Origin of the sequence: Salmonella sp. SA14318 (assembly GCF_029866905.1) — a bacterium.
Lineage (GTDB): Bacteria > Pseudomonadota > Gammaproteobacteria > Enterobacterales > Enterobacteriaceae > Salmonella > Salmonella enterica.
The window spans coordinates 2,279,782-2,295,489 of the sequence record NZ_CP123282.1 but is presented as its reverse complement, the minus strand read 5'-3'; the positions used below and the strand labels follow the sequence as shown (position 1 = coordinate 2,295,489).

General features: G+C 50.5%; 17 protein-coding genes and 1 pseudogene. 10 read left to right on the top strand and 8 right to left on the bottom strand.

All coding sequences use genetic code 11. The annotated features are described in order from the left end of the window. Positions 1–157: 157 nt before the first annotated feature. Together QEN32_RS10990 and QEN32_RS10985 are read right to left on the bottom strand one after the other, a co-directional pair. Positions 158–389, bottom strand: a pseudogene (locus tag QEN32_RS10990) (hypothetical protein). Positions 390–421: 32 nt separating this feature from the next. Beyond that, entirely contained in the window at positions 422–820 is a 399-nt protein-coding gene (locus QEN32_RS10985) for a D-alanyl-D-alanine dipeptidase (protein WP_265322103.1), read from the bottom strand. 515 nt (positions 821–1,335) lie between these two features. Here QEN32_RS10985 and sifB point away from each other — a divergent pair. Together sifB and QEN32_RS10975 are read left to right on the top strand one after the other, a co-directional pair. Continuing rightward, positions 1,336–2,286 (top strand): SPI-2 type III secretion system effector SifB, encoded by a 951-nt coding sequence (gene sifB / locus QEN32_RS10980; protein ID WP_079984285.1) that lies wholly within the window; start codon positions 1,336–1,338, stop codon positions 2,284–2,286. 271 nt (positions 2,287–2,557) lie between these two features. Continuing rightward, positions 2,558–2,788 carry a DUF2554 family protein gene (locus QEN32_RS10975; protein ID WP_000956438.1) on the top strand — a complete coding sequence of 77 codons (231 nt, stop codon included), beginning with the start codon at positions 2,558–2,560 and terminating at the stop codon, positions 2,786–2,788. Here QEN32_RS10975 and QEN32_RS10970 read toward each other — a convergent pair whose 3' ends face one another. Together QEN32_RS10970 and QEN32_RS10965 are read right to left on the bottom strand one after the other, a co-directional pair. Then, a complete protein-coding gene (locus QEN32_RS10970; RefSeq protein ID WP_001249753.1) occupies positions 2,789–4,753 on the bottom strand; it encodes a U32 family peptidase in 1,965 nt (654 codons plus the stop codon). A 78-nt stretch (positions 4,754–4,831) separates the two neighbouring features. Continuing rightward, positions 4,832–5,368 carry an XRE family transcriptional regulator gene (locus tag QEN32_RS10965; protein ID WP_000369543.1) on the bottom strand — a complete coding sequence of 179 codons (537 nt, stop codon included), beginning with the start codon at positions 5,366–5,368 and terminating at the stop codon, positions 4,832–4,834. 91 nt (positions 5,369–5,459) lie between these two features. On the opposite strand from QEN32_RS10965, the gene QEN32_RS10960 reads away from it, so the two are divergent. Further along, the gene (locus QEN32_RS10960; RefSeq protein WP_265322102.1) at positions 5,460–6,638 is read left to right on the top strand and encodes a benzoate/H(+) symporter BenE family transporter; all 1,179 of its coding nucleotides are present in this window, start codon (positions 5,460–5,462) and stop codon (positions 6,636–6,638) included. 53 nt (positions 6,639–6,691) lie between these two features. Here QEN32_RS10960 and QEN32_RS10955 read toward each other — a convergent pair whose 3' ends face one another. The 3 genes from QEN32_RS10955 to tehA form a co-directional block, all read right to left on the bottom strand. Beyond that, positions 6,692–7,360 (bottom strand): DUF3313 domain-containing protein, encoded by a 669-nt coding sequence (locus QEN32_RS10955; protein WP_001259025.1) that lies wholly within the window; start codon positions 7,358–7,360, stop codon positions 6,692–6,694. 155 nt (positions 7,361–7,515) lie between these two features. Then, the gene (gene tehB / locus QEN32_RS10950) at positions 7,516–8,112 is read right to left on the bottom strand and encodes a tellurite resistance methyltransferase TehB (RefSeq protein ID WP_000218280.1); all 597 of its coding nucleotides are present in this window, start codon (positions 8,110–8,112) and stop codon (positions 7,516–7,518) included. Continuing rightward, complete coding sequence (gene tehA / locus QEN32_RS10945; protein ID WP_001244002.1) at positions 8,099–9,112, bottom strand: dicarboxylate transporter/tellurite-resistance protein TehA; 1,014 nt, start codon at positions 9,110–9,112, stop codon at positions 8,099–8,101. The genes tehB and tehA overlap by 14 nt, the downstream gene beginning before the upstream one ends. Positions 9,113–9,218: 106 nt before the next feature. On the opposite strand from tehA, the gene ydcK reads away from it, so the two are divergent. Then, positions 9,219–10,199, top strand: a complete 981-nt coding sequence (gene ydcK / locus QEN32_RS10940) for a YdcK family protein (RefSeq protein ID WP_017441323.1) — start codon at positions 9,219–9,221, stop codon at positions 10,197–10,199. Here the strand turns inward: ydcK and rimL are convergent. Next, positions 10,196–10,735 (bottom strand): 50S ribosomal protein L7/L12-serine acetyltransferase, encoded by a 540-nt coding sequence (rimL, locus tag QEN32_RS10935; RefSeq protein ID WP_023206029.1) that lies wholly within the window; start codon positions 10,733–10,735, stop codon positions 10,196–10,198. The genes ydcK and rimL overlap by 4 nt on opposite strands. Positions 10,736–10,951: 216 nt before the next feature. On the opposite strand from rimL, the gene QEN32_RS10930 reads away from it, so the two are divergent. The 6 genes from QEN32_RS10930 (at position 10,952) to QEN32_RS10905 (ending at position 15,705) form a co-directional block, all read left to right on the top strand. Further along, positions 10,952–12,070 (top strand): M42 family metallopeptidase, encoded by a 1,119-nt coding sequence (locus tag QEN32_RS10930; RefSeq protein WP_000144620.1) that lies wholly within the window; start codon positions 10,952–10,954, stop codon positions 12,068–12,070. Beyond that, positions 12,067–12,348, top strand: coding sequence for a PTS sugar transporter subunit IIB SgcB (gene sgcB, locus QEN32_RS10925; protein ID WP_000976132.1), 282 nt, complete (start codon positions 12,067–12,069; stop codon positions 12,346–12,348). Before QEN32_RS10930 ends, sgcB begins: the two co-directional genes overlap by 4 nt. Before the next feature lie 10 nt (positions 12,349–12,358). Then, positions 12,359–13,672 carry a PTS sugar transporter subunit IIC SgcC gene (gene sgcC / locus QEN32_RS10920; protein ID WP_265322101.1) on the top strand — a complete coding sequence of 438 codons (1,314 nt, stop codon included), beginning with the start codon at positions 12,359–12,361 and terminating at the stop codon, positions 13,670–13,672. A 13-nt stretch (positions 13,673–13,685) separates the two neighbouring features. Then, on the top strand, positions 13,686–14,492 hold the full coding sequence (gene sgcQ / locus QEN32_RS10915; RefSeq protein WP_000118616.1) for a BtpA family protein SgcQ: 807 nt from the start codon (positions 13,686–13,688) through the stop codon (positions 14,490–14,492). Positions 14,493–14,623: 131 nt separating this feature from the next. Then, complete coding sequence (gene sgcA / locus QEN32_RS10910) at positions 14,624–15,061, top strand: SgcA family PTS sugar transporter subunit IIA (protein WP_140236040.1); 438 nt, start codon at positions 14,624–14,626, stop codon at positions 15,059–15,061. An 11-nt stretch (positions 15,062–15,072) separates the two neighbouring features. Then, the gene (locus QEN32_RS10905) at positions 15,073–15,705 is read left to right on the top strand and encodes a ribulose-phosphate 3 epimerase family protein (protein ID WP_000600602.1); all 633 of its coding nucleotides are present in this window, start codon (positions 15,073–15,075) and stop codon (positions 15,703–15,705) included. Positions 15,706–15,708 lie beyond the last annotated feature (3 nt).

Here is a 15,708-nt window from a genome sequence, read left to right as displayed (position 1 = left end):
CTGTAATCTGTGCCTTATTACAAACGGAGAGGTTATATTTTGCTTATATGACCATGACGCCGCCTGTTCTATACCCAAATAATTTGAGTTGCTTAAAGGCGGCAAGGGAGTGAGTCCCCAGGAGCACAGATAACGATGTGTTTTCACAAAGGCGAGTCTACCTGACCAGAAAGGTTATTTGATAAGCAGTAGTACAGTTGTTGTCGCCTTCCATAACTAAATAAGATTGTTTCGCCAAAGATAAGACCACTATATAGTCAGGAAGGCAATTAGTGAGGAACGCGTCAATTGTCGGCGATAATGCATCTGAAATTACGATTCACCGCAGTTGTGCAAACACATAGAATCCCCTTCGAACCGAGATGATTCGGTCTGCTGGTCATAGTCATTATTCAGTAAGAACGCAGGTTGCAGCGGCGGATCACGGGCGTGAAGAAAAATCCTGCGCCCCAAACTTTTTGGACAAGCGCTGAACCTGCCGTATACTTTTACCTAACGTACACTCCGCCATAAAAATAAACCCTGCGATGATACCGTAATGCCATAGGCATAACTTAAGGATATGCCATAAATCAAGCGAAGCATGATTTAACTTCTCAGTAATTGCGATAGTCTGTACAAATATTATGGGATGAAATAATAAGATGCCTAACAAAAATATCCCTGCCACAATCATGGCGAGTAACTGAAAAAAAGCCCATCCGATAACGAAGCGGTAAAGTAACAGCAATAATAGCCGTCCACATTTTTTTAGCCATTCTGACTGCAAAATGCCCCAGGATGCTGTCTTTTCGTGAATTTCACCATCTGATTTCTTCATTTTGAGCCTCCTCGCAGGTTTTTATAGTCTTATCACCCAACTGGAAATAAACCCGTCAGCTAATCGTTACAACAAATATAATTAAGACAAAAACTAAAGAGTAAGGTATTTATATCATAAGTGCTATCAGTATTGGCCTTCTGCCCTGCCGCTAAATATCTCATTGTTGTTAGCCTAATAATACTTTTAGTTTAACTTCTTATAAGACAATTTCTACACGGTTGAGCAACTATTTACTTTCTCTAAAAATAATATAGCGCGTAATTAATCATTACTCATGGTACATGATGATGTGAAAATTAAGAAAACCGTTTTAGTTTCATTCGTTTTACCTGACATACTTCATGTCCAGGAGGCGTGGGCATGACTAAAACTACGGGTCAATTTGAACGTTCAGGACAAAGCAAAAATCAGGTGTTTCACCGATAGGCAAACCGATGGACAACATGGGATAATATTTTGAATACCACCTATTCCAGTAATGAAGTATTATATAATCACTTGTGGTCTACATTATGCCAATTACTATCGGGAGAGGATTTTTAAAGAGTGAGATGTTTTCTCAAAGTGCCATCTCTCAACGCTCCTTCTTTACGTTACTATGGGAAAAGATTAAAGATTTTTTCTGTAGCACGCGAAGATCCGCTGCCGATCAATATATAAAGGAATTATGTGATGTTGCCTCTCCGCCTGACGCGCAACGTTTATTTGATTTATTTTGTGCGTTATATGAATTATCATCACCGTCATGCAGAGGAAATTTCCATTTTCAGCACTATAAAGATGCTGAGTGTCAATATACAAATCTCTGTATTAAAGATGGCGAAGATATTCCGTTATGCATTATGATACGTCAGGATCACTACTATTATGAGATAATGAATAGAACAGTTCTCTGTGTTGATACTCAGTCTGCCCACCTGAAAAGATATTCTGATATTAATATAAAAGCTAGCACTTATGTTTGTGAACCGCTATGTTGCTTGTTCCCTGAGCGGTTACTACTCTCGCTATCCGGCGGTATAACATTTCCCGTTGACCTAAAAAATATAGAAGAGACGCTTATCGCCATGGCAGAAAAGGGTAATTTATGTGACTGGAAGGAACAGGAAAGAAAAGCCGCCATCTCCTCCAGGATTAATCTGGGCATCGCCCAGTCAGGTGTAACAGCTATTGACGACGCTATCAAAAATAAAATAGCCGCAAAGGTTATTGAGAATACTAACTTAACGAATGCAATATTTGAGCCCAATCATACACAAAGTTCAGTTACTCAACTAGTTTATTCATGTTTGTTTAAGAATGAGATATTAATAAATATGCTGGAAGAAAATTCCTCTCATGACCTGCTATGTTTAAACGATCTTGCTGAATATGTAGCGCTACAAGTTCATAACAGCCTTTTTTCTGAAGATTTATCTTCACTCGTTGAGACAGCAAAAAATGAGGCTCATCACCAGAGTTGACCACACCATAAATAGTATGGCTTACAATCCCCTGGCAATACCAAAACCATCTAATACAACACCTTTAAAATATACTTCCAGGAAATAATGAATTTCGCATGGAACGAATTGGCTCGTTATTTTTATAATTGAGATACTGAGTATAAGTATATTTTCTCATACAACTTATCGCACTTATTGACAAACCGTTTTCGCTAATTTGAAGTGTTGAATAATAACTCAAAGAAATTATTGGCATCATAGCCTCACGACGTAACTGGAAGGTGGCATGATGCTTACAAAAACGTTATCAGTAGTTTTACTGACCTGTGCGCTGTTTTCAGGCCAGTTACTGGCGAAACAGCAAGACCACGCATTCGTATGGTTTGCGACGGGAGGGCACCAGCTTAGACACGAAGCCGACAGTGATGAATTACGGGCGGCAGCGGAAGAATCCGCGGAAGGCTTGCGCGAGCACCACAACTGGCAGAAATCGCGCAAACCAGAGAGCTATTTTCGTTAATTAAACGCCCCTACGCTTCGGCAGCGTTTTCATCAGCGCTTCAGGGCTCACTGAAGCGACAACGCTGCCGGGCTGGGGCATTTTTAAGATGTGGTTTTTAATTTTGCCAATGACATGCATTTCGCAAGGGCGGCAGTCGAATTTTAGCGTCAGTACTTCATCGCCATGCACCAACTGCATCGGCGTGGCTTTCCAGCTCTTAATATTTCCTTTCGCCTGCTTAGGACAAAGGTTGAACGCAAAACGCAGGCAGTGTTTGGTGATCATGACCGGTACCTCGCCCTTCTCCTGATGCGCCTCATAGGCCGCATCAATCAATTGTACGCCGTAACGGTGATAAAATTCCCGCGCTTTGTGGTTGTAGACATTAGCGAGAAAGCTGAGATGCGTTTGCGGATAGACCGGCGCAGGCTGCGCCACGGGTTTCCGACGACCTCGTTGATAATGGGCCAGCCGCGCCGCGTCAAGCATATCAATCGCCTCCCGACGGAACTGATTGAGCAGGCTATTTGGCACGAACAACGCCGCCGGTAATGTCACCTGCATATCACGCGCGTAGTAAGGCGTCTGTCCCAGCTTCGCCAGTCCGGCTTTTAGGTTATTCAACGCTTTTTCAGAGTTATTGGCTTCCTCAAATACCCCGTCAAGCGTATGCGTGATGCAGACACCGTCTTCACTGGTCAGCGTCAGAATAAGCTGTTCCTGCCAGCCGCCCAGCATGATATCAACCGCCACACGGCGCTCACTGGAGGTTTTTGTCAGCGCTTGCTGCCAGTTATGATCCAGATTACGATTCAACGGATGATGCGGACGGACTTTATGCAGGTCGGCAGGCATATCATTTGGCCAAACGCGGTAGCGGTTATGACCGGTTTTCTCCACCGTATTGGCGCGAAAACCCACCACTTCACGCTTAATCAACACGTTCAGACCATCGCCATTCGCCAACGGCTCCGTAGCTTCTACGTCGAGATAATCCTTCGCCACATTCAGCACCTCGCCTACCGGCAAGCCAATAAATTTTGGTGAATCAAATGCGCCAATATCACCTTTACGCGCGTTAACAAAATAGTCGGTGCTGCCGCGATGGAAGGTTTTCTCCGTGGAGGGAACAAAAAAATGCTCGGTCCGACCAACCGATGCACGCGCCAGATCGCCACGTTGCTCGATAATCGCGTCCAGCATCTGACGATAATGCGCGGTGATGTTTTTGACATAGCTCATGTCTTTGTAGCGCCCTTCAATCTTGAAGGAACGTACGCCTGCATCGATCAACGCGCCGAGGTTAGCCGTTTGGTCGTTATCTTTCATCGATAGCAAATGTTTTTCGTAAGAGACCACCCGCCCCTGATCGTCTTTTAACGTATACGGTAAACGACAGGCCTGCGAACAGTCGCCCCGATTGGCGCTGCGCCCGGTTTGCGCATGAGAGATATAACACTGCCCAGAATAAGCGACACACAGCGCGCCATGAATGAAGAACTCAATCGTGGCGTCAGTAGCCTGATGAATAGCCGCTATCTGACTCAAATTAAGCTCGCGCGCCAGTACAATCTGTGAAAAACCGACATCGGCAAGAAACTTCGCTTTTTCCACGCTGCGAATATCACACTGTGTACTGGCGTGAAGCTCAATCGGCGGGATATCCAGTTCCAGAATGCCCATATCCTGCACAATCAGCGCATCTACCCCGGTGTTGTACAAATCGGTGATTAACCGCTGCGCGGGCTCCAGCTCATCATCATGCAGGATAGTATTCAGCGTGACAAAAATCCTGGCGCCGTAACGGTGAGCAAACGGGACCAGATCGGCGATATCGCGCAGACTGTTACTGGCGTTATGACGTGCGCCAAAACCGGGTCCGCCGATGTAGACGGCATCTGCGCCATGCAAAATCGCTTCGCGAGCAATTGCGGCGTCACGGGCCGGACTTAACAATTCGAGATAGTGAGGTTGCTGGCGCATACAGTCTTTCTTATCCAATAGCAGCGAAATGGCGGCTATTGTAGTCAGAAGCGCAAACTAACGAAATAGTTTTCCCGCTTAATCACGCGGGTAATGGATCAGCGAGTGAAAATGAACCGTCTGGTCACTGCTGTTGCGATAGGTATGCGCCGTATCGCCGGCAAAACGCAAACCTTTACCGGCGTCTATGGTTTGCCATACCCCACCAGTACACATGTCCAGCCGACCCTGAATCACCACCACATGTTCGATAACGCCGGCTTTATGCGGCGCTGATTCGCTGCACGCGCCAGGCGCCAGCAATAGGGAAAAATAGTCAAAACAGAGTTCTGGGTCCCACGGAAACAGCGGTGTGATTACCATCGCTTGCTGCTGGGGATCGAAGGTTGGCGGAAATTCGGCCTGCGGAGGCGAAATAAACATTGAGAATGGAACGTTCAGGCCCGTCGCAATTTTCCACAGCGTTGCGACTGTCGGGCTGGATTCATTACGCTCTATCTGCCCTAACATGGCTTTTGAGACGCCGGAGATCTCCGCCAGACGCGATAAACTCCAGCCTCGCTGATGGCGTAACGTTCTTAACGTGGTCGCCAGATAGTGTGTCAGGTTATCCATTTTTCCCCCCAGTAAGACCATAGCGTATCACTTGTACGCTATAACGCACAATGCTACATTGACTGACCGTTATAACGCACAAGAGGCGATCATGCGTCTGTTATCACTGCCGTTACCTACTGTATTATCTGGTCTGGTCGCCGTTCTGGTCGGCTATGCAAGTTCCGCCGCCATTATCTGGCAGGCGGCGCTTGCCGCTGGCGCAACACCCGCAGAGATCGCCGGCTGGATGACCGCCCTCGGTATAGCCATGGGCATAAGCACACTAACGTTAACCTTGTGGTATCGTGCGCCGGTTTTAACCGCCTGGTCAACGCCTGGCGCCGCTCTGTTGGTAACAGGGCTTCAGGGATTATCGTTGCCAGACGCGGTGGGCATATTCATTGTCGCCAATGCCCTGATTGTGCTGTGCGGCGTCACGGGATTGTTTGCGCGTTTGATGCGGATAATCCCCCATTCTCTTGCCGCCGCAATGCTGGCGGGAATACTGCTACGCTTCGGCCTGCAGGCGTTCGGGACGCTCAACGGAGAGTTTGTCATGTGCGGCGCTATGCTATTGGCGTGGCTACTCTTTAAAGTATTCGCGCCCCGCTATGCCGTTATTGCTGCCATGGTGATGGGAATAACGGTGGCGCTCATCCAGGGTAAGGTGGCGATGGGCGGTATTCATTTCGCGCCGGTGTGGCCCACCTTCGTTCCCCCCCACTTTTCATTCGCTCAAAGCCTGAGCGTCGCGGTACCGCTCTTCCTGGTGACGATGGCATCGCAAAACGCCCCCGGCGTCGCCACAATGAAGGCGTCTGGCTATCAGCTTCCTGTCTCTCCGTTAATGATTTTTACCGGATTGCTGGCGCTGCTGCTTTCGCCATTTGGCGTTTATTCTATCTGCATTGCCGCCATTACAGCCGCCATTTGTCAAAGCCCGGACGCGCACCCCGATCCAACGCGTCGCTGGTTAGCGGCCGCCGCCGCAGGCGTTTTTTATTTACTTGCCGGGTGGTTTGGCGGTTCGATAACCGCGCTGATGGTCGCCCTGCCGGTTAGCTGGGTGCAAATGCTGGCTGGTCTGGCACTGTTAAGTACGATTAGCGGTAGTCTGTATCAGGCGCTTACTCACGAAAGTGAGCGTGACGCGGCAGTTATCGCATTTCTCGTCACCGCCAGCGGGCTAACGCTGATGGGCATCGGATCGGCATTCTGGGGGTTGATCGCTGGCGGGATAGGCTACGCAGTATTAACGAAAACGCGCCGCCCATCGTTGTCTGGCTGATGGTGACCGCTAATCTGCCGGGGTTTGCGCCATCTTACGATGGCGCCGCAAAATTATTTTTTGTTAACGTCAAACATAGAGGTATCCGTCGCCATATCATCCACGACCTGTTTCAACGTCTCAAACGCCATTGGCGTACTGGAATTGCTCAGGTCTTTACCTTCACCCTGACGTACTACCTTGACGACCGGCTTGTTGGTCGCGGCATCTATCAGCTCACCCTCAAAATAGAGGTGGGTATCCATGGTCCGGTGGCCTGTCGCCATTTGCGTGCCCGCCACAATCAGCGCTACAGGGATCACCTCATAGAATTGCAGCCCTTCTTTGCTGGTATCCACGCCCGTAATCGCCCCGCGGAAAATCAAACTGCGCGGCCCTGGCGTCGTGACCAGCGGTTTGCGCTGTTCAATTGCTGATTTTACTTTAGTGTTCGTATAAGCCAGCAGTTTATCAAGAACTTGCTGCCCGACCTGGGTCGTTGGTTTGGGGACGGGATAATATGTTATCGGATTGTAAACAATACTATCATAGTTAGAGTCATTGAAATGTGGATCTACCCAGCGCAACACCGGTTTTCCCGTGGCGGAGGTAGTTTCCTGCAGGTCCGAATAATTTTTTAAGAATCCAGAATACTTATCCGGTTGTGTGACTTTAGACGCACAGCCGGATAACGCCAGCAAGCCAGTAAGCACTGCAACTTTAAATAAAGTATGAGTACGCATGAAACGATCCCTTTAGTCTTCGCAATGATGCAAAGGAAATAATAGCAAAACGAAATCATTCTGGATGCACTAAAAATGGTAACGACAGCACAATTTGAACGCGGCGCCCGACAAAAAAATGCCGAACGCTGCGAGACTTACAGAACTTGCATCGCTCAGGCCGTTTTTCTCGCCAGCATCGTAGCAAAACGCAGTTTGATACGGTTGCCGTTTTCGTCCGTGCGGTGAAGCTCGCCGACATCTTCGTTGTATTTCAGCATGTCCCATCCTTCGTAATAGCGGCGTAATTCGCCTTCTTTAAAAGCGAACGGGAATCCCACCGTACAGGGAAAGTCCGGAGTATCCATTGCCGCAACAATCAAATTATACCCGCCGGGTTTTGTGCAGCGTTGCATATTGGCAATTAAACCGGGAATGGTTTGCGCCTCAAGAAACATCATAACCACTGTCGAGAGAATAAAATCGTATTCGCCGTCAAAGGTCAATGTATTCAGATCGACAAGGTCGGTTTGCAGATTATCCAGCCCCTCTGCCGCTTTAATACGCTCAAGGTTAGCCATACTGGCCGGATTTTTATCCCACGCGGTAACGTCATAACCGTTCGCGGCCAGATACAGACTATTGCGGCCATTGCCACATCCCAAATCCAGCGTTCGGCCCGGCGCGACAACCTTTGCCGCCGCCAGCACATCCGAATGCGTGCGGGTTAATCCGTATTTCTCAGTAAAATAATTTTCGTCACGAACGGTCATTTTTTTCCTCCGTTTTCAACAGTGCAGCGCGCTCAGTGCGAATAAGCAACGTCCCCTGCACCAGCAATAGAAATGTACGAACCAGCAATAAGGCGATAATAGCGTTAGTGAAAATAAACAGCGGGACGGCCAGAATATGGAAAAGCCCTGATTCACTACCGTGACCAAGATGTAACCCCGTGGTCGCCAGCGCGGAAACGCCGAACGAAAAACTCCAGAAGGAAGCATTAAACGGTTGTGATAAATACCAGGGCATTAATCGCAGCATAAATAAAAGCTGTAACAGACCGTAGCCGAATAGCATTTTCGCCAGCGTGTCGCCCTCCCCGCCATTGACGCTCAGCCAGGCGCTACAGGCGACCAGCGCGGGCGCCAGTTGGATACCCAGCGACGTACGCAGCACCGCCGGTAATTCGCCGCAGCTACGCAGTCGCTGCAAAATAACCGGCTCCAGACTTAACCACGAAAAGACGCCTGCGCCTAAAAACACCAGTCCGGCATCATTGTAACCGAGCGCTCCACAGGCCATAGCGCTGATAAAATTATTCGCTACCGTGGGCAGATAAAGTCCTGGGGTTGTCGCTTCTTCTGGATGCGCTCCGCGCCAAAGTCCCGCCGTCTGCCAGGCGGCATACGCCAGTTGTATGACGACCCCCACGCTGAATAGCGCAACGGCCAACGGGCGATACCAGGGAACGAAACCGATCGCGACCAGCATCGTGGTGGCGGGAAACAGGCTGACAAAACTGCTCATTACCGGATGTCGCACTTCAGCCATCACGCTATGGGGAAAGCGCACCAGACGGCTAAGGAACGCCAGGGTCAAGAGTGCCCAAATAATCATCGCCAGGATCACCATGATGTCGCCGGGCCAGTGGCTTATTCCCCATATCTGGCTGGCATAACGCCAGGCGAATCCCATACCGATAGTGCCAAGGACGATGCCAAAATAGCCCGCAGGCAGATTGAGCACGCGATCGCTCTGCTTGTGATTACGCATTTTGTTTAATTTATAAAGTATATTTGAAATGCATTTTATGGAATTTCTGGTTGTTTCGCCAGTACCTTTGCTACGGTTATCTTAATCGTTCACACGGAATTTCCCTATGATCAAATATCGACTGAGTGAGGAACCTCGTGCTTTTACTTATCAGGTAGACGGTGAGAAGAAAAGCGTCTTATTACGACAAGTTATTGCCGTAACGGATTTTAACGATGTTAAAGCCGGAACCTCCGGCGGCTGGGTTGATGCCGATAATGTGCTGTCACAACAGGGGGATTGCTGGATTTATGATGAAAACGCGATGGCCTTTGCGGGCACGGAAATTACGGGTAACGCGCGTATCACGCAGCCGTGCACGCTCTACAATAACGTGCGAATAGGCGATAACGTCTGGATTGATCGCGCTGATATCAGCGATGGCGCACGGATAAGTGACAACGTCACCATTCAGTCCTCTTCCGTGCGCGGAGAGTGTGCGATTTATGGCGATGCCCGCGTGTTAAACCAGTCAGAAATTCTCGCCGTTCAGGGACTAACGCATGAACATGCGCAGATTTTACAAATTTACGATCGCGCCACCGTGAACCATTCGCGGATTGTCCATCAGGTACAGCTTTATGGCGACGCCACTATCACACTCGCTTTTATTGAGCACCGGGCGGAGGTCTTTGATTTCGCGCTCATCGAAGGCAACAAAGACAATAATGTCTGGATCTGTGACTGCGCCAAAGTCTATGGCCATGCGCGGGTTATCGCCGGCACAGAGGAAGATGCTATCCCTACCCTTCGCTACAGCTCACAGGTAGCGGAACATGCGTTAATCGAAGGCAACTGTGTGTTAAAACATCATGTGCTGGTAGGCGGACATGCTGAGGTACGCGGAGGCCCGATTTTACTGGACGACCGCGTGCTGATTGAAGGCCATGCCTGTATACAGGGCGAAATTCTGATTGAGCACCAGGTCGAGATTAGCGGACGGGCGGCGGTGATAGCCTTTGACGGCAATACTATTCACCTGCGCGGCCCAAAAGTGATCAATGGCGAGGATCGTATTACGCGTACCCCCTTAGTCGGTTCCCTTTAATCCGCATCAATAATGCGGGCATACATATTAACGTCGTGATAGTCGCCGTTAAGATACTCCGCCTGCTTCATACAGCCTTCCAGCGTAAAATGGTTGCGCCGTGCGACTGCGTTACTGGCCTGATTATCAACGCGGCATTTAATGACGAAGCGCCGAATATCGCCGCGCCGGGCATAATGTGTCATCAGCGCCTGTAATGATTGCGACATTATCCCTTGTCCCTGGAGGGACTCATCCAGCCAGTAACCGATATAGGCGGCTTTGTTTATCGGTTCGATGGCATTAAATGAGAGTACGCCCGCCATCTCATTCTGGCAGAAAATCAGGTACATTTTGGCGTAACCACGCTGGTGCAACAGCATATTACCCTGCACATGCTTACGCGTTTCCTCCTGCGACGTGACATATTGCGGCCAGTCGAGCGACTGTTGTAGCCACGCTTTGTTTTTGAGTACCAGTTGGTGCAGCGCCGGAACATGACTTTCATCTGCCGCTTGTAGTTCCAGCGTCGTGCTAACAGGAATAATTTCCACCATCGCGTTGCCCTTCTTCGTTGTTGGTCGTAATCACATAAATAGCCTGGTTTACCGATAACCCGCAGGTGATATGAGCGTTTTTATTGTATCGCCATCACATTATTTTTTATTGGCCATATTTAGCGTATTTCCGCGTGACACATTTCACACTTATCCAACCATTCTCCGCCTATAAAACGCTCAACGACTGATTGTTTTATCACCACGGAGACTCCAATGACCTTTTCTGTGCAGGAAACGCTTTTTTCTTTACTGCGGCTAAACGGGATTTCAGGACATGAAAGCAGTATTGCAAACGTTATGCAGCACGCGTTTGAACAGCAGGCCAAAGACGTCTGGCGGGATCGCTTAGGCAATGTCGTCGCCCGTTATGGCAGCGATAAACCCGACGCGCTTCGCCTGATGATTTTTGCGCATATGGATGAAGTGGGTTTTATGGTACGCAAGATCGAACCCTCCGGTTTTTTACGTTTTGAACGCGTGGGCGGCCCGGCGCAAATTACTATGCCCGGTTCGATTGTGACGCTTGCCGGACGTTCAGGCGATATCATGGGCTGTATCGGTATTAAAGCATATCACTTCGCGAAGGGTGACGAGCGCACCCAGCCACCCGCTCTCGATAAACTCTGGATTGATATCGGCGCAAAAGATAAAGCGGATGCCGAACGAATGGGTATTCAGGTGGGGACGCCAGTAACCCTTTACAACCCGCCGCACTGTCTGGGCAACGATCTGGTATGCAGTAAGGCGCTGGATGACAGGCTGGGGTGTACGGCGCTACTGGGCGTCGCCGAGGCCCTCGCCTCCACACCGCTCGATATCGCGGTATTCCTGGTCGCGTCGGTACAGGAAGAGTTCAATATTCGCGGTATTATTCCCGTTTTACGACGCGTGCGCCCCGACCTGGCGATTGGTATTGATATCACCCCCTCCTGCGACACGCCTGACCTGCAGGATTACTCAGATGTGCGGGTCAACCACGGCGTCGGCATCACCTGTCTGAACTATCACGGACGCGGTACGTTGGCGGGACTGATTACGCCGCCGCGTTTGCTGCGGATGCTGGAGACCACCGCGCACGAAAATAATATTCCCGTACAGCGAGAAGTCGCGCCAGGCGTCATCACCGAAACCGGCTACATTCAGGTTGAACTGGACGGTATTCCCTGCGCCAGTCTTTCTATTCCCTGCCGCTATACCCACTCGCCAGCCGAAGTCGCCAGCCTGCGCGACCTGGCTGATTGTATCCGTTTACTGACTGCGCTGGCCAATATGTCGCCAGAACAGTTTCCCATTGAGCCTGAAACAGGCGCTACACAAGAGGCACGACCATGATGAAGAAGATCCTTGTGGCATGTGGTACCGGCATGTCGACATCAACCATGATTGCACAAAAACTGCAGGACTTTCTTGCGGAGCAAGGCATTGCGGCAACCACGGCGCAATGTTGTCTGAATGAGATCCCGTTGAACTGTAACGGTATGGATCTCATCGTAACGTCCATGCGTACGCACAGTGACTATGGCATCCCGACGCTCAACGGCGCCGCCCTGCTGACAGGCATCAACGACGACGCATTAAAACAAGAAATCAAGGCGCTGTTAACACAATAAAGGGGGCATTATGTTTGATTACATCCTGTCTCTCGGCGGCACCGTTTTTGTGCCCATCATTATGATTATCATCGGCTTAATCTTTCGTATTCCCTGGCTGCAGGCGGTGAAAGCCGGGGTGACGGTCGGCATCGGTTTTGTCGGCATGGGGTTGGTGATCGTCATGGCGATCGACAATCTCAGTCCGCCGATTAAAGTGATGATTGAGCGTTTTGGCCTGACGCTGCATGTGTTTGACGTCGGCGCCGGGCCCGCATCCGGCGTCGGCTATGCGACGGCCATCGGCGCGATGATCATTCCCGTTATCTTTCTGCTCAACGTCGGTATGCTGGTGACTCGTCTGACCAAAACCATGAACGTTGATATTTATAACTACTGGCACTACGCCATTACCGGAACGGTCGTCCAGTTGATGACCGGCAGTCTGATTTATGGCGTACTGGGCGCGATTTGCCACGCCGCCTTGTCGTTGAAAATGGCCGACTGGACGGCGAAACGAGTACAGAACATTGTGGGTCTGGAAGGGATTTCTATTCCGCAAGGGTATGGCTCCAGTTCCGTGCCGTTGTTCGTATTGCTGGATGCGATATACGAAAAAATACCGTTTATGAAAGGACGCAATATTGATGCTCAGGAGATCCAAAAACGGTATGGGATGGTTGGCGACCCGGTGATCATTGGCGTTGTTCTCGGGCTGATCTTCGGACTTGCCGCAGGCGAAGGCTTTAAAGGGTGCGCAACCTTAATGATTACCGTGGCGGCGATTATGGTGCTGTTTCCGCGCATGATTCGCCTTATCGTTGAGGGATTAATGCCCATTTCCGACGGCGCGCGTAAGTTCTTCCAGAAACACTTTAAAGGGCGCGAAGTCTTTATCGGTCTGGATACCGCAGTGACGTTAGGCCACCCGACCACCATCGCGGTTGGACTGCTGTTAATTCCCATCATGTTAATTCTGGCGAGCATACTGCCGGGCAATAAAGTCCTGCCGCTGGCTGATTTACCGGTTGCGCCGTTTTTTATCTGCATGGCCACGGTTATTCATCGCGGCGATCTGATTCGTACTCTGCTCAGCGGCATCATTGTCATGATTACCGTTTTGCTGATCGCCACCCAGTTCGCACCGTACTTTACCGATATGGCGCTCAAAGGCGGCTTTAGCTTCGCCGCTGAAAACGCGCAAATTACCGCGCTGTCGGTGGGAAATATGTTTGGCTGGTCAATATCTGAATTGATGTCGCTGGGCATGATTGGCGTGGTTATTGTGGTCGGCATTGTCGCCAGCATCATACTTGTCTTACGTAAACGTGAACTACCGGAATAAGGAGCAACCCAGAATGAGTTGGCTAAAAGAGGTAATAGGAACAGAAAAAGCCGTTATCGCCATGTGCCATTTACGGGCGTTGCCGGGCGATCCCGGGTTCGATACCAGGAAAGGCATGAACTGGGTAATTGACCGCGCCCATGACGATTTAATGGCGCTACAAAATGGCGGCGTGGATGCGGTGATGTTCTCCAACGAATTTAGTCTGCCTTATTTAACGAAAGTCAGACCGGAAACGACCGCCGCGATGGCAAGAATCATCGGTCAGTTAATGAGTGAAATCCGCGTACCGTTTGGGGTAAACGTGTTGTGGGACCCTGTGGCCTCGTTTGATTTGGCGATGGCGACCGACGCAAAATTTATTCGCGAAATTTTCACCGGCGCTTACGCCAGCGATTTTGGCGTCTGGGATACGAATGTCGGCGAAACCATTCGCCATCAGCATCGCATCGGCGCAAGTCACGTGAAAACGTTGTTTAACATCGTTCCGGAAGCGGCGGTGTATCTGGGAAACCGGGATGTCTGTTCAATTGCGAAATCGACCGTATTTAACAATAACCCCGATGCCCTGTGCGTCTCAGGACTGACGGCGGGCGCTCGCACGGATAGCGCCATACTGAAGCGGGTAAAAGAGACCGTCCCCGACACGGTCGTGCTGGCGAATACCGGGGTGTGTCTGGAAAACGTCGAGGAGCAGCTCTGCATTGCCGACGGATGCGTAACGGCAACCACGTTTAAAAAAGACGGCGTCTTCGCCAACTTTGTCGACCAGGCGCGCGTGGCGAAGTTTATGGAGAAAGTACGCCATATCCGACAATAAAATGGGGATAAGCAAAACGCTTATCCCCTGCAGAGAGCGATAACTCTTCTGCCGATCTCCGTCGCCTTCGCCAAAAGACACGCCGGGGATCGGTTTCAGAGTAACCCGAACCGGCAAGGAGTCAACGATCGATGATTAATGATGTTAAGTGGGTTCAGGCGCAACGCCATGCCAGCGACTGGCGACACGCGCTGGATATCGCCGTTCGTCCGCTGATTACCTTCGGCGCGGCGGCCCCCTGCTACCTGGACGGTATTATTGAGAACACCCTTAAATGGGGGCCATATTATCTTATCGCGCCGGGGATTGCGCTGCCCCATGCCAGACCGGAGCAAGGCGCTAACCATAATCAAATCAGCGTCACTACGTTAGCAACGCCGGTCGCTTTCGGCAATACGGATTGCGATCCCATCTGGCTGTTGCTTTGCGCCAGCGCCACGGATGCCGAAGCACATATTCGCACCATTCAACGCATCAGCCAGTGGCTCGACTCGCCGGAAAGCGTCGCGATGTTGCAAGATGCGCCAAATGATGCCGCGCTTTTCGCGCAATTAACCGCATTGCGCTGATGGAGGTTCCGATGATCCTGCACCCTTCACTGGCCTCCGCCGATCCGCTGCGCTATGCCGAGGCGTTGACCGCTTTACACGATGCGCCTCTCGGCTCGCTGCATCTGGATATCGAAGATACCAGTTTCATCAACAATATTACCTTCGGTATGAAAACCATTCAGGCAGTCGCACAACACACTCGCCATCCGCTCTCATTTCACCTGATGGTCTCATCACCGCAACGCTGGCTACCCTGGCTTGCAGCTATCCGCCCCGGCTGGATTTTCATTCATGCCGAAAGCGTGCAAAACCCCTCGGAGATTCTGGCGGATATTCGCGCTATCGGGGCGAAAGCAGGACTGGCGCTTAACCCGGCAACACCGCTATTGCCCTATCGTTATCTGGCATTGCAACTGGATGCGCTGATGATCATGACCAGCGAACCCGACGGGCGCGGGCAGCAATTTATCGCCGCGATGTGTGAAAAAGTGAGCCAAAGCAGAGAGCATTTCCCTGCTGCGGAATGCTGGGCGGACGGCGGTATTACACTTCGCGCCGCACGGCTGCTTGCCGCCGCAGGTGCACAGCATCTAGTGATTGGCCGGGCGTTATTCACGACGGCGAACTATGATGTGACGTTGTCACAATTCACCGCGCTATAAAGG

Excerpts from the sequence above, each read along its gene's own strand:
- QEN32_RS10985 (WP_265322103.1), bottom strand. The coding sequence starts at position 820 with ATGAAGAAATCAGATGGTGAAATTCACGAAAAGACAGCATCCTGGGGC.
- sifB (WP_079984285.1), top strand. The coding sequence starts at position 1,336 with ATGCCAATTACTATCGGGAGAGGATTTTTAAAGAGTGAGATGTTTTCT.
- QEN32_RS10975 (WP_000956438.1), top strand. The coding sequence starts at position 2,558 with ATGCTTACAAAAACGTTATCAGTAGTTTTACTGACCTGTGCGCTGTTT.
- QEN32_RS10970 (WP_001249753.1), bottom strand. The coding sequence starts at position 4,753 with ATGCGCCAGCAACCTCACTATCTCGAATTGTTAAGTCCGGCCCGTGAC.
- QEN32_RS10965 (WP_000369543.1), bottom strand. The coding sequence starts at position 5,368 with ATGGATAACCTGACACACTATCTGGCGACCACGTTAAGAACGTTACGC.
- QEN32_RS10960 (WP_265322102.1), top strand. The coding sequence starts at position 5,460 with ATGCGTCTGTTATCACTGCCGTTACCTACTGTATTATCTGGTCTGGTC.
- QEN32_RS10955 (WP_001259025.1), bottom strand. The coding sequence starts at position 7,360 with ATGCGTACTCATACTTTATTTAAAGTTGCAGTGCTTACTGGCTTGCTG.
- tehB (WP_000218280.1), bottom strand. The coding sequence starts at position 8,112 with ATGACCGTTCGTGACGAAAATTATTTTACTGAGAAATACGGATTAACC.
- tehA (WP_001244002.1), bottom strand. The coding sequence starts at position 9,112 with ATGCGTAATCACAAGCAGAGCGATCGCGTGCTCAATCTGCCTGCGGGC.
- ydcK (WP_017441323.1), top strand. The coding sequence starts at position 9,219 with ATGATCAAATATCGACTGAGTGAGGAACCTCGTGCTTTTACTTATCAG.
- rimL (WP_023206029.1), bottom strand. The coding sequence starts at position 10,735 with ATGGTGGAAATTATTCCTGTTAGCACGACGCTGGAACTACAAGCGGCA.
- QEN32_RS10930 (WP_000144620.1), top strand. The coding sequence starts at position 10,952 with ATGACCTTTTCTGTGCAGGAAACGCTTTTTTCTTTACTGCGGCTAAAC.
- sgcB (WP_000976132.1), top strand. The coding sequence starts at position 12,067 with ATGATGAAGAAGATCCTTGTGGCATGTGGTACCGGCATGTCGACATCA.
- sgcC (WP_265322101.1), top strand. The coding sequence starts at position 12,359 with ATGTTTGATTACATCCTGTCTCTCGGCGGCACCGTTTTTGTGCCCATC.
- sgcQ (WP_000118616.1), top strand. The coding sequence starts at position 13,686 with ATGAGTTGGCTAAAAGAGGTAATAGGAACAGAAAAAGCCGTTATCGCC.
- sgcA (WP_140236040.1), top strand. The coding sequence starts at position 14,624 with ATGATTAATGATGTTAAGTGGGTTCAGGCGCAACGCCATGCCAGCGAC.
- QEN32_RS10905 (WP_000600602.1), top strand. The coding sequence starts at position 15,073 with ATGATCCTGCACCCTTCACTGGCCTCCGCCGATCCGCTGCGCTATGCC.